The organism is Mycobacterium lentiflavum (assembly GCF_022374895.2).
GTDB classification, from domain to species: domain Bacteria; phylum Actinomycetota; class Actinomycetes; order Mycobacteriales; family Mycobacteriaceae; genus Mycobacterium; species Mycobacterium lentiflavum.
Genome location: NZ_CP092423.2, coordinates 407593 through 420368, shown reverse-complemented (window position 1 = coordinate 420368; position 12776 = coordinate 407593). Strand labels below are relative to the sequence as shown.

The window sequence follows — 12776 nt, the reverse complement described above, 5'->3', positions numbered from 1 at the left end:
TTCGAGCTACTTCTTCAAGGCAGCCAGCAGCGAATTGCGCAGCTGACGGTGAATGAGATCCAGCGGCGCCACGTCGCGCCGCACCCGGGCCAACACGATGGCGCCCTCGAGCGCCGAGGTGGTCAGCACCGCGAGTTCGCTTGCCTGCACCGCAGGTATGCCGTCGGCGATCAGCCGCTGCGCGACCTGGCCGTTCCACCGGTCGAACACCGCGGCCGCCCGTTCGATGACGGGGGCCATCCGCTCGCGGTCCTGTGCATCGTCGGTTTCGAAGCCCGACTCGACGGAGACCGCCACGATCGGGCAACCGGCCCGGTAATCGCTGTCGAGCAACTGGCGGCGGTACTTGTCGATCAGCGTGTCCAGCAGGTCGAGGCTGCTGCAGGCCTTGCCGATAATGGCGCCGACGTGTTCGCCGGCGTAGTCGACCGCCTCGCAGAGCAGCTGGGTGCGACCACCCGGGAAGTAGTGATAGGCCGAACCGCGCGGCGCCCCGCTGTGCTCGAGAACGTCGGAGATCGCGGTGGCGTGTGCGCCCCGTTCCCGGATCAACAGCGCAGCGGAGATCACCATCCGCTCACGTGGACTGCGCATCGCCACCCCTTTTCGGCTTATGTATGATGCTATACATAACCGGCCGTAAGGCGGAAGCTCTCGGGCTGAATTGGCGGTAATCAGGCGTTGCGGCAGCTCGTGGCGCCGCAACGATCTTCGGCGGCTTCACTACCAGCGGCCCACCGCACCTCGAACACATTGCGGTGACGAGATTGCTATCCGGGCGGTCGCCGACGGCGACACCCGTATCGAAAAGGCTTTGACGGCAACACCTCCCGCCGCGATGGTGATCGGACCCGACCGTCAAGTCGTCGCCAAGCAGGCGCATGACACCGTCCGCACTTACCACCGTGCGGACACCTTCAGCCTGTCAGTCGACGTGCCGCGCCCGACGCTTCTGCGCGCGAATCACCAACCAAGCCAACCGAATCGGGGCCGACACGTCGGGGCACCGAGGACCGCGTCGTCGTCACGAACAATCTCGACGCGGCCGCCGCGGGCTAGTTGGTGATCCAGTCGCTGGAGCCGTCGTTCTTCTTGTACGACCCGCCACTGGAGTTCTTCACGATGATCGGATCCCCGGGACCGAAGTTGTCGAAAAACCACCTGGCGTTGCTGGGGCTGATGTTGATGCAGCCGTGACTGACGTCGCGCTTGCCCTGGTCGTCCACCGACCACGGCGCGCTGTGCACGAAGTCGCCCACGTTGTCGAACCGAACGGCCAGCTCGACGGTCACCTTGTAGCCGTAGGTCGAGTTGACGGGCACCCCGTAGGTCGAGGAGTCCATCACCACCGACGGCATCTTCTCTTGCACGTAGTACGTGCCGTTGGGGGTCTGGTGGTTACCGGAGGTCATCCCCATCGACATCGGGATGGTCTTCTCCAGGGTGCCGTTGCGGGTCACCGTCAACTGGTGAGTCGAGTCGTCGGCCGTGGCGATCAGCTGGTCTCCGGTCCGGAAACTCGACTTGGTGCCGCCGGCGTCGATGTTGACCGCGGTGTTGGCGGGCCAGAAGTTGATCGGGCGCCAGCGCAGCTGGGTCGGGGTCATCCAGTAGAACTTGCCCGGGACCGGCGGGATCGACGAGACGTGCACGGCGGCTTGGGCGGCGCCGGCGTCGTCGACCCGTCCCGGGAAGTTGATGATGATCGGCTGCGCGACACCCACCATCGAGCCGGTCTTCGGCACGAACGTGGGCGTCCCGAACGGCGCGGTGCCGGTGAACGGAGTCGGGTCCTGCCCGTCGGCAACACCGGCCGCGGCCGGCACGGCGCCGGGCGGCGCCCACGGAGGCGGCGCGTCACCCGGCGGCGGGGGCGGCAATCCCGGCAGCGGCGGCAGCTCGAACGGCGGCGGAGCCGGCGCGGGGGGCGCCGCGACCACGTTCGGATCGGCGGGAACCGGGTCCGGATCGGCCAGCGCCGGCCCGGCGCCCAGCACCAGCACAGCGGCGACGCCGGCTGCGTTCAGAGCCGCGAAGAGGCTTGCCCTCGTCCAGCCCGACATATGCATACCTCCAGTCAGTTGCTGGACCCCAGTGTGGCATAGCGGCGCCCCCAGCTACCTAATCCGGGCCGGGCACGACACCGCTACGGCACCCATTTTGGCACCGTGAACTGCCCGACTATGAATCGCGTGAGCTTACCGGAGCAACGTCGAGCATGCGCTTGTTGACCGCAATGCCGACCAGCGCGATGCCCATCAAACCCGCCGACGCGGTGAGCATCGTCGCCACGCTGTGCTCGTACAACAAGCCACCGGACAGCGACCCGGCCATGATGCCGACCTGGAACGCCGTCACGTACAGGCCGGACGCGCCATCGGGATCGTCGGCGCCGTTGCGCATCGCGGCGGATTGCATCATGGGCGACACCGCGGTCGCCATCGCTCCCCACAGCACGATCGCGGCGGTCCCGACCAGCGCGCTCGCCGCGGTGGTGGTGCGATCGCCGAACGCCAATACGGTCAGCACCACGAACGCGGCGGTCAGGCCCGCCATGCACAGGATGATGGCGCGCCGGGGCCGCCGGTCCAGCGGCCGCGCCACCAGCGGCACCGACAGCAGTCCCGCCATGCCGTAGGCCGCCAGCAACCAGGCCTGGTTCGGTCCGCGGACGCCGACGACGTCGCGGATGACCACCGAGATGTACGTGTAGGAGACGAAATGGCCGGTCACCGCGACCATCGCGAGCAGGCTGACGGTGATCAACCGCGGGTTGCGGTGGTGGCGCGACCGCGGGCCGACGCAGGCCAGCTGGTCCTGCGTGAGCACCATTTGCGGCAGCATCGCCCGGGCGGCGATCGTCACGATGACCGCGGCGACCAGCACACACACCACCGCCAGCCGCCAGCCCCACATCAGGCTCAACGCCGCCGTGAGCGGGCTACCGACCACCAGAGCCAGGCTGGTCCCGACATAGATCGAGGTCGTCGCGCGGCCCGCGTGGCTGGCCGGCACCAGCCGGGTGGCGATCGGGGCGATCACCGCCCACAGCAGGCCGTGCGTGAACGCGCACAGCACGCGTCCGGCCGCCAGCACCCCGAAGGTGGGCGCCAGCGCCGAGATGGCCTGCGAGACGGTCAGGCAAGTCAGACTGAGCATCAGGGCGCGGCGGCGCGGCCAGTGCGCCGTCCAGCGCACCAGCGGAACCGTCGTCAGGGCCGCGACCAGTGCATACCACGTCAGCAGGGTGCCGACGTAGACGACGCTGACATGCAGGTCGCGGGAGATCGCGGACAGCGCACCGACCGGCAGGATCTCGGCCGTGACATAGATGAAGGCCGCCGCGGCCAGCACCGCCAGCTGCACGGCGATCCGTGGCGTCCACGTTCGCGCGGTGGCGGTGGCTGTTCCGGTTTCGGCAGTCATGGCGTGGGATACGGTATCGGCCGGGCTCCCCAGTTCCTGGGTTGTCGTGCCTAATGCGATCACACTGACTCACCGTACGCACCTCAACAACGGGTTCGGCCAAGTTAGGACCGCAACACCGTCTCAACTACGTCACCGATCAGGAACGAACGAGACGCGCGATGGCCGCGGATGCCTCGGCCAACTTTGCCTGAGCCTTTTCCGAGGCGTCTGGCCCCTCCTCGGCGACGGCACGGGTCACACAGTGTCCGAGGTGCTCGTCAAGCAAGTTCAGCGCCACCGACCGCATCGCGCTGTTCACGGCGCTGATCTGGGTAAGGATGTCGATACAGTACTTGTCTTCCTCAATCATCTTCGCGATGCCGCGCACCTGGCCCTCGATGCGCCGCAGCCGCTTGGCGTAATTGTCCTTCTGCTGCGAATATCCGTGTGCAGTCGTCATCTCGGCCTCTCTGCGGCTGGCAAACCTCTACGATACCCTATACCCCAGCGGGGTATTACCCATCAAATTGGCTTGTCAACCCCGCGCATACTTGATCAATGGCCCTGCATACCGACGCGGCAAAAGTCGACATCAAACCCCGTAGTCGTGACGTCACCGACGGTCTGGAAAAGACCGCCGCCCGGGGCATGCTGCGTGCGGTAGGCATGGACGACGACGACTTCGCCAAGCCGCAGATCGGCGTCGCCTCGTCCTGGAACGAGATCACGCCGTGCAACCTATCGCTGGACCGGCTGGCCAAGGCCGTCAAGGAGGGGGTGTTCGCCGCCGGGGGCTACCCCTTGGAATTCGGGACGATCTCGGTCTCCGACGGCATCTCGATGGGCCACGAGGGCATGCACTTCTCCCTGGTGTCGCGCGAGGTGATCGCCGACAGCGTCGAGACCGTGATGCAGGCCGAACGACTCGACGGCTCGGTGCTGCTGGCCGGCTGTGACAAGTCGTTGCCCGGCATGCTGATGGCCGCCGCACGTCTGGACCTGGCGTCGGTGTTCCTCTACGCGGGGTCGATCCTGCCGGGAGTGGCCAAACTCTCCGACGGCAGCGAGCGCGAGGTGACGATCATCGACGCGTTCGAGGCCGTCGGCGCCTGCTCGCGCGGGTTGATGTCGCGCCAAGACGTCGACGCCATCGAGCGCGCGATCTGCCCCGGCGAGGGGGCGTGCGGCGGCATGTACACCGCCAACACGATGGCCAGCGCCGCCGAGGCACTGGGCATGTCGCTGCCCGGCAGTGCCGCTCCCCCGGCCACCGACCGCCGACGCGACGGGTTCGCCCGGCGCAGCGGACAGGCCGTCGTTGAACTGCTGCGCCGCGGCATCACCGCCCGTGACATCCTCACCAAGGAAGCCTTCGAGAACGCGATCGCGGTGGTGATGGCGTTCGGCGGCTCGACGAACGCGGTGCTGCACCTGCTGGCCATCGCGCACGAGGCCGAGGTCACGCTGACGCTCGAGGACTTCAGCCGGATCGGGTCCAAGGTGCCGCACCTGGCTGACGTCAAGCCGTTCGGCCGGCACGTGATGTCGCACGTCGACCACATCGGCGGCGTCCCGGTGATGATGAAGGCGCTGCTGGACGCGGGGCTGCTGCACGGCGACTGCCTCACGGTGACCGGGCGCACCCTGGCCGAGAACCTGGCCGCCATCGAGCCGCCCGACCCGGACGGCAAGGTGCTGCGCGCGCTGAGCGATCCGATCCACCCGACGGGCGGGATCACGATCCTGCGCGGGAGCCTGGCGCCGGAGGGGGCGGTGGTCAAGTCGGCCGGTTTCGACTCGGACGTGTTCGAAGGCACCGCAAGGGTTTTCGATGGGGAGCGAGCCGCCCTGGACGCGCTCGAGGACGGCACCATCACCAAGGGCGACGCGGTGGTGATCCGTTACGAGGGCCCTAAGGGCGGCCCCGGGATGCGCGAAATGCTGGCCATCACCGGGGCGATCAAGGGTGCTGGGCTCGGTAAAGACGTGCTACTGCTCACCGACGGCCGGTTCTCCGGCGGAACGACCGGCCTGTGCGTGGGACACATCGCACCGGAGGCCGTGGACGCCGGGCCGATCGCATTCCTGCGCGACGGCGACCGGATCCGGCTCGACGTCGCCGGCGGCACCTTGGACGTGCTCGGCGACGCGACCGAATTCGCTTCTCGCCAAGCGGGTTTCATGCCTCCTCCGCCGCGTTACAAGACCGGAGTGCTGGCCAAGTACGTCAAGCTGGTCAGCTCGGCCGCGATCGGCGCGGTCTGCGGCTAGCCCGCGGCCAGCCTCCCAGCCCCACCCGGGCCGGGATTAATCGGCCGGACAGGCTGAATTACCTTCCGGCTCAGCGATTTTCGCGCTATGCGTGGTCAGCTGCGGCGCGCGTGCGCATGCCGAAGTAGGCGGCGTTGAGCCCCAGGAACGTCAGCAGCGCACCCGCGACGACATGTGACCAGATCGTGCCGGTGGTCAGCGCGACTCCGGTCACGACCCACGGCGAGACGAAGACCCACAGGCCGAGCACCGGCAGCGTCCAGGTCATCCCGTGTGCGCGGTCCAGCGTCGTCGCGAACCCATACGCCAGGAATGCCAAGGCAATCCCGACGATGAAGTCGGACGCGGCAAGGGCGGCCGTCCCGCTGAATCCGACGATCCACGGCGATGCGGCAACGTACAGGCCCGTCAACAAGGCCAGTCCGAAGGTGACATGCGCACTCACCGACTCTGCGACGCGCTCGTAACGCGCCCGCAGGGCCAACAAATCCGGGTGGTGATCAATCGATGAATGGACCGTACTCATTGTGCTGCCTCTCTGTCAGGCAGCAAGCCCGTTATGCAACAAGCACTCTGGGCTCGCTGCAAACCATCCATCTCTAGCCAGGTTACGCCCGGTTACGCCACGCCAGCAACGACAATCCGTGCCGCAAAACGTGCGTTTCAGCGCTCTTTCACCAACGCGATCGCAAACCCGTCCCAATGCTTGGCTCCGACCGTCTGGATCACCGCGGTGTCCAGCTGCGCGTGCTCGCCCATCGCCTGCAGCGTCTCACGCGTAGCGGCCACTTTCTCGTCATCGGAATCCGGCGACAGGATTCCGCCTTCCCGAATGACGTTGTCCACCACAATAAGTGCGCCGGGACGAGCCAGCTTGACCGCCCAGTTCAGGTACGCGACATAGTTCTCTTTGTCCGCGTCGATGAACACCATGTCGAACGGATTACCGTTTACCGACCGCAGGGTTTCCAGCGCCGGGCCGACGACCACCTGTACCCGATCGACGACACCGGCCCGCTTCAGGTTGGCGCATGCGACGTCGGCGTGCTTGGACTCGTATTCCAGCGTCACCACCTGTCCGTCCGGGCCCACCGCGCGGGCCAGCCAAATGGTGCTGAAACCACCGAGGGTGCCGATTTCGAGAATGCGCCGCGCCCGGATCGCACCGGCCAGCAGCGACAGGAACTTGCCCTGCTGCCACGAAACGGCGATTTGCGGCAGACCGGCGGCGTTGCTGGCCTCCAGTGCCGCGGACAGGGCCGGATCGTCACCGATGACGGTGCTGTCCAGGAAGGTGTCGACGTCTTGCGGGGTGGGTCTGTCGGTCATGCGACCAACGCTAGCCGCGTCCACCGATCCACGCCGTCACGCCTGGTCATGCATCCGATCGATAACAGCCACCACGTCCAGGCTTTACCAGATACCCGTATGGGGTATACAGTGAGCGTGGCAGCCCGCTGGGCGGCCAACCACGAAGGAACCACTGGATTGCGGTGTACCAACCGGAATCCCGTAGCAGACAAGGGTGATTCACATGGCGCACTACGACGAGGGGACCCAGCTGACCTGCGGTCACGAGGGATGCGGATGTCGCGTCCGCATCGAGGTCGCATGCCACTGCTCGGGCGCGAACGAGGACTACCGCTGCTCCTGCGGCGAAGCACTGGTGCCCGTCAAGTAAATCCCGCCGGCCGGTCGTTGCGTTCGAAGTGCCAATCAGCGCCCGAACGCACGACCGGCCAGCTCTACCTCGGCCGTCAGCCGAAACGCGACCGCCGAGGCGCCGACCGCCACCGGGTAGTGGCCCGGCTTGATCTGCCAGCTGCCACCTTGGTAGCGGCCGAGCAGGCGCGGATCCGCCGAGATCGTCACCCGGCACGTCGCGCCCGGGTCCAACTGGACCCGCTCGAATCCCAGCAACCGCAGGCGTTGTCCGTGAGTCAGATACAACTGCGCGACCTCGGCCCCGCTCCGCTCGCCGGTGTTGGCGACGCTGAAGCTCGCCGTGACCGTGTCACCGCCGGTGGCCTCCAAGTCGTAGTACTCAAAGCTGGTGTAGGACAAGCCATGACCGAACGCGAATAACGGCGTGTGACCCTTGGAGGCGAACCAGCGGTAGCCGACCTCGGCTCCTTCGAAGTAGTCGATCGTGGTCGGCGTGCCGAACGCGGCGCCGAGATCGGGCAGCTTCGGGCGCGGCGTCTGATCGAGTCCGGCCGGAAACGTGATCGGCAGCCGCCCCGATGGATTCACTTGTCCGGCAATGATCTCCGCGATCGCCTGGCCGCCGGCCTGGCCCGGATACCACGCCTGCAGGATCGCGTTCGCCGACTCTTGCCACGGCATCACCGCCGGGTTGCCGGTCTCCAGCACCACCACCGTGTTCGGGTTGGCGGCCGCGACCGCAGCGATGACCGCGTCCTGGCCCCACGGCAGCGACAAATCGGCGCCGTCAAAACCCTCGCCCTCGACCCGGATCCCGAACACGATCGCGACGTCGGCCCGCCGCGCGGCCAGCACCGCTTCGGCCGGGCTGAGGCCGGGATCGAACTCGATGCGCGCGTTGGGCAATTGCTTTCTGAGCGCCTCGACCGGGCTGGACGGCAACAGGTACAGATTTCGGGTGCCGCCGGTCAGACCGGATCCCCCGATCGGGACGACCTGCGCGTAGCCGCCCGGGGGAACGACGGCACTCGAACCGCAGCCCGTCGGAACTCCCAGCTGCGCGTGGCCACCGATCACCGCGATGCGCGCATCGGGTGCCAGCGGTAACACCCCGCGGTTCTGCAACAGCACAATGCCCTGGCGTGCGATCTGCAGCGCAATCTCGTTGTGGGCGGCCATATCCGGTTCGGGAGCGTCTGCGCCCCGGTCGATTCCGACCGCGAACATCGAACGCAGAATCCGCCGCACCATGTCGGACAGGCGGTCTTTGGGCAGCTTGCCATCGGCGTGGGCGGATCGCAGCGGTTCACTGAAGGCCTCCGCACCCCAGAACACGGTGTCGATCTGGGCACCGCATTCCTGGTCCAGGCCGTGCAGAGCGCACTCCCAGCTGGGTGTGGCGCCCCAGTCGGACATGACCCAACCCCGGTATCCCCAAGCGCCTTTGAGGATGTCGTCGAGCAATAATCCGTTGGCCGAGGCATAGTCACCGTTGACCTTGTTGTAGGCGGTCATCACCGCGCCGGGCGCAGAACGCTCGATCGCGATCTCGAAGGCCAGCAAGTCGGACTCGCGATGCGCGTCGGGGTCGATAACAGCGTTCAGCCAATGTCGGTTGGCCTCGTTGCAGTTCAGCGAGTAATGCTTGACGGTCGAGATGACGCCCTGCTGCTGGATTCCGTTGACGGATTCGGCGGTGATCGTAGCCGTCAAAAGCGGGTCTTCCGAGACATACTCGAAGTTACGGCCGTTGCGCGGGTCGCGCGCCAGGTTCATCGCGCCCGCCAGTTGCACATTGAACCCACGGCTGCGTGCCTCGCGGCCGATCACGGCGCCGGCGGCGTGCGCGAGCGCCGGATCGAAACCGGCGGCCAGCGCGAGGCCGGCCGGCAGCGCGGTTGCGGTATCACCCGGGCGGTAGCCGGGGTTGGTGACGCCCAGCCCGGCATCGCTCATCCGCAGCGCCGGGATACCAAGCCGGGGAATCCCCGGCACATAGCCGGCACTCATCGGGGTGCCGGGCGGGATGCGGTCGTCCGGCAGCGGCCACAGCTGCGACGCTCCCATCACCGCGACCAGCAGCGAGAAGCGTTCGTCGTCGGTCATCCGGCTTTCGACCTCGCGGGCGCGGGCGTCCGGGTCAGCTAATTCGCCCAGGCTCAATTGTCCGGCTCCTCAACGGCCCGCATCGTCGTCGTCCATCGCACACCTTCTTTGGCGTACACCACCCGCAGCACGTGCCCAAGCTCCGGCCCCATCACCAACTGCGCCAGCGTACAGATCGTGTCGACGAACTCCGGACCGTGCGCCGGCTGCGCCTGGCACAGGTGATGCGCCACTTCGTGCAGCACCACCAGCTCGCGCAGCGCCCAGTCAGCGGCGTCACGGTCGGGAACCGCGATAATGCCTGTGTCCTCGTAGTTTTCGTAATGAGCCGCGGTGGCCGCCCGCCGCGGGCGCACTCTCAGCGGCGCCACCTCGGGCCACTGGTCACGTACCGCCGGTAGCGCAAGCACCTGGTCAACATAGCGCTGCACGGACGCCACCGAGCCGAATCGCGCTTCCGGCGGCAGCGTCAACTGGGTGCCGAAGAACTCCACGGCCGACGATCGGTGCTCGGCGGCCCGGTCGAACAACGTGCGGACGAACTCCTCGGCCGCATACACCTTGGCGCGCTGGGAATCCCGCTTCGGCGCATCCCCCGCGGTCACGTTCCCAGCGCGCTCCGCGCTCCGGGCAGCTCGGGACTGTCGCCGAGCCGCGCCCGCTTGCCGGCCCGATCGCCCGCGCGCCGCGCCGCCGACGAATATCCCGACGTCGCCCGGCTGACCTGGTAGGTGCCGCGCGCCTTGGACGCCCTGCGGTAGTGATCGTGCAGCTCAATATCTTTGTCCCGCAAGGCAATAGCTGTACCGGGCCGACGGCTGCGATCCTTGGTAGCCTCACGCCGAGCCTCTTCGCGTGCCTCGCTCAGCCGGTGGCCGACGCGTGCCCCGAAGGCCAGCTGGAAGTTCAGCCGGGCGGTGATCGTCGGGGTGGGCCGGTGTGCGCCCGAGGCGAGGTAGGCATCCGAGGCGCGCACCATCTGAACGACCAGGCTGGCGTAGAGGGCATGGCTGGCGTCGATGTCCTCGGCGAACCCGTAGGCGTAGACAAACGTCGAATTCGACGCCACGTCACAGCGCACATCGTTGGCCGATGCGATCAGCACGAAAAGCTGCACGTATGTCCGCAACCCCTTGGTACCGGCGGTCCCGATCGTGATGGTCCGCTGGGTCGGCGACTGCGCCGCCGAACGGTTGGACGAATGGGACCGGGCGACCGCCAAGTCGATGGACGCCGCCGTCGCCAACCGCTGCGCGGCGGTCATGAAGGCGTCGGCCTCGTGCGCGTTGTCGGTGCCCTCGGCCTGACGCAGCAGCGCGGCGATGCGCGCCAACATCTTGTCGTCACTCATAGCGCCAAACTACGGGAGCATTCCGACAATTCGCTCAAGGCTTAGAGACGGTCGGTGATCCAGCCGACGACATCGTCAAGCACCTGATCTTGCTCCGGCTCGTTGAAGACCTCGTGGTAGAGCCCCGGGTAGACCTTCAGCGTGACGTCGGTGGATCCCACACATTCGACCAGCCGACGACTTCCGGCGACGGGCACCAGCCGGTCGCATTCGCCGTGTACCACCAAAAGCGGAGCGGTCAGGGCGGGTGCGCGCTGCGGCATGGTCTCGCTGACCTCCAGCATCGCCCGGCCCACGCCGAACGGGATCTTTCCGTGGTAGACGAGCGGGTCGGCCTTATAGGCGGCAACCACCGCCGGGTCGCGGGAGATGGCGTCGACGTCGAGGTCCTGCACGGGCACGCCGGGCAGCACCGAGCCGAGGACTTTGGCGGCGAACGCCACCAGCGCGGGCACCGCGTCCTGGGCGGCCACCACCGGCCCGGACAGCACCATCAGGTCGTAGTTGTCCGGGCGCTCGACGCCGTAGGCGAAAACGATGCCGCCGCCCATGCTGTGCCCGAGCACGATGCACTTGAGGCCGGGGTGTTCGCGGGTGGCGATGCCGACCAGGGTGTCGAAGTCGGCGGTGTACTCCGACACATCGCGCACCAGCATCCGCTTGCCGCCGGAGCGGCCGTGCCCGCGCTGGTCCAGCGCGTAAGTGACCAACCCGGCCGCTTCGAAGCGCTGAGCTACGTGGTCATAGCGGCGGGCGTACTCCCCGAGACCGTGCGACAGCACCACCACGGCCCGCGGCGGTGAATTCGGCGTCCAGACGTCGTACACAATGCGCACGCCGCCCAGGCCGTCGAAGTTCCGTTCAGTGCGGGTCATGGGGCGTCCTAGTCATTAGGGGCAGCGTAATGGCTCCTGCGGCTCCGGTGTCCTAGGCGCTGCGTAGGCTCAGGCGGGTGAGCGTGCTCGCGGAGAACTCCGACGACGCAGAACCGTCCGCCGGGGGCGGGGGCCACGGCGACTTCTCGGCGCGTGCCGAGCCGTATCGCCGCGAATTGCTGGCGCACTGCTACCGGATGACCGGATCCCTGCACGACGCGGAAGACCTGGTGCAGGAGACGCTGTTGCGGGCGTGGAAGGCCTACGACCGGTTCGAAGGCAAGTCCTCGATTCGCACCTGGCTGCACCGCATCGCCACCAACACCTGCCTGACCGCGCTGGAGGGCCGGGCCCGACGGCCGCTGCCCACCGGGCTCGGCGGCCCCAGCTCGGATCCGACCGCCGAGCTGGTGGAACGCCGCGAGGTGCCCTGGCTGGAGCCGCTGCCCGACCTGACGGAGGATCCGGCCGACCCGTCGGTGATCGTGAGCTCACGCGAATCGGTGCGGTTGGCATTTGTCGCCGCGCTACAGCACCTCTCAGCGCGGCAGCGGGCGGTGCTGCTGCTGCGCGACGTGTTGCAGTGGAAGGCCGCCGAGGTGGCCGACGCGATCGGTACCACCACGACCGCGGTCAACAGCCTGCTGCAGCGGGCCCGGTCCCAGCTGGAAACCGTCCGCCCCAGCGCGAATGACCGCCTGGCGGCGCCGGATTCGTCCGAAGCGCAGGACCTTCTCGCCCGCTACATCACGGCGTTTGAGTCCTACGACATCGACCGGCTGGTCGAGCTATTCACCGCCGAGGCGGTCTGGGAGATGCCGCCTTACACCGGTTGGTACCAAGGCCCGCGGGCCATCATCACCCTGATTCACCAGCAGTGCCCCGCCGAGCGTCCGGGCGACATGCGGATGATCCCGCTGGTCGCCAACGGCCAGCCCGCCGCGGCGATGTACATGCGGGCCGGCGAGCAGCACGTGCCGTTCCAGCTGCATGTGCTGGACGTCCGTACCGACGGCGTGTCCCATGTGGTCGCGTTCCTCGACGATGCATTGTTCACGAAGTTCGGGCTGCCCCGCTCCCTGTGACGGGGCAGCTGCCGA

At 67.5% G+C, this 12776-nt stretch carries 12 protein-coding genes and 1 pseudogene; 3 read left to right on the top strand and 10 right to left on the bottom strand.

Annotated features, from left to right (window positions below; genetic code table 11):
• Positions 1-6 precede the first annotated feature (6 nt).
• The 4 genes from MJO58_RS02060 to ricR all read right to left on the bottom strand — a co-directional run bounded on the left by MJO58_RS02060 (position 7) and on the right by ricR (position 3868).
• Entirely contained in the window at positions 7-594 is a 588-nt protein-coding gene (locus MJO58_RS02060; protein ID WP_239721871.1) for a TetR/AcrR family transcriptional regulator, read from the bottom strand.
• A gap of 461 nt (positions 595-1055) precedes the next feature.
• Positions 1056-2063, bottom strand: a complete 1008-nt coding sequence (locus MJO58_RS02055) for a L,D-transpeptidase (RefSeq protein WP_239721870.1) — start codon at positions 2061-2063, stop codon at positions 1056-1058.
• A gap of 118 nt (positions 2064-2181) precedes the next feature.
• On the bottom strand, positions 2182-3426 hold the full coding sequence (locus MJO58_RS02050; protein ID WP_239721869.1) for an MFS transporter: 1245 nt from the start codon (positions 3424-3426) through the stop codon (positions 2182-2184).
• A gap of 139 nt (positions 3427-3565) precedes the next feature.
• Positions 3566-3868 carry a copper-sensing transcriptional repressor RicR gene (gene ricR, locus MJO58_RS02045; protein WP_090598612.1) on the bottom strand — a complete coding sequence of 101 codons (303 nt, stop codon included), beginning with the start codon at positions 3866-3868 and terminating at the stop codon, positions 3566-3568.
• A 98-nt stretch (positions 3869-3966) separates the two neighbouring features.
• Here ricR and ilvD point away from each other — a divergent pair, with 98 nt between their 5' ends.
• Positions 3967-5679 carry a dihydroxy-acid dehydratase gene (gene ilvD / locus MJO58_RS02040; RefSeq protein ID WP_090598608.1) on the top strand — a complete coding sequence of 571 codons (1713 nt, stop codon included), beginning with the start codon at positions 3967-3969 and terminating at the stop codon, positions 5677-5679.
• 85 nt (positions 5680-5764) lie between these two features.
• Here the strand turns inward: ilvD and MJO58_RS02035 are convergent, their stop codons facing one another.
• On the bottom strand, positions 5765-6205 hold the full coding sequence (locus MJO58_RS02035; protein WP_090598605.1) for an SPW repeat protein: 441 nt from the start codon (positions 6203-6205) through the stop codon (positions 5765-5767).
• A gap of 137 nt (positions 6206-6342) precedes the next feature.
• Entirely contained in the window at positions 6343-7008 is a 666-nt protein-coding gene (locus MJO58_RS02030) for an O-methyltransferase (RefSeq protein WP_090598601.1), read from the bottom strand.
• Positions 7009-7204: 196 nt separating this feature from the next.
• Between MJO58_RS02030 and mymT the strand changes: the two genes are divergently transcribed.
• Positions 7205-7360 carry a copper-binding metallothionein MymT gene (gene mymT / locus MJO58_RS02025; protein WP_090598597.1) on the top strand — a complete coding sequence of 52 codons (156 nt, stop codon included), beginning with the start codon at positions 7205-7207 and terminating at the stop codon, positions 7358-7360.
• A 35-nt stretch (positions 7361-7395) separates the two neighbouring features.
• On the opposite strand, the gene MJO58_RS02020 is transcribed toward mymT, so the two are convergent.
• From MJO58_RS02020 to MJO58_RS02005, 4 genes are read right to left on the bottom strand one after another with little or no spacing between them, the layout of a single operon-like run.
• Complete coding sequence (locus tag MJO58_RS02020) at positions 7396-9450, bottom strand: beta-glucosidase (protein ID WP_090598593.1); 2055 nt, start codon at positions 9448-9450, stop codon at positions 7396-7398.
• A 53-nt stretch (positions 9451-9503) separates the two neighbouring features.
• Positions 9504-10055: a TIGR04338 family metallohydrolase gene (locus tag MJO58_RS02015; protein WP_239721867.1), complete on the bottom strand. Its 552-nt coding sequence runs from the start codon at positions 10053-10055 to the stop codon at positions 9504-9506.
• Positions 10052-10801, bottom strand: coding sequence for a DUF2786 domain-containing protein (locus tag MJO58_RS02010; protein WP_090598585.1), 750 nt, complete (start codon positions 10799-10801; stop codon positions 10052-10054). The genes MJO58_RS02015 and MJO58_RS02010 overlap by 4 nt, the downstream gene beginning before the upstream one ends.
• A 41-nt stretch (positions 10802-10842) precedes the next feature.
• Positions 10843-11628 carry an alpha/beta hydrolase gene (locus tag MJO58_RS02005; protein ID WP_239723135.1) on the bottom strand — a complete coding sequence of 262 codons (786 nt, stop codon included), beginning with the start codon at positions 11626-11628 and terminating at the stop codon, positions 10843-10845.
• Position 11629: 1 nt separating this feature from the next.
• Between MJO58_RS02005 and MJO58_RS02000 the strand changes: the two are divergent.
• A pseudogene (locus MJO58_RS02000) lies at positions 11630-12761 on the top strand (sigma-70 family RNA polymerase sigma factor).
• The last annotated feature ends 15 nt before the right edge of the window (positions 12762-12776 follow it).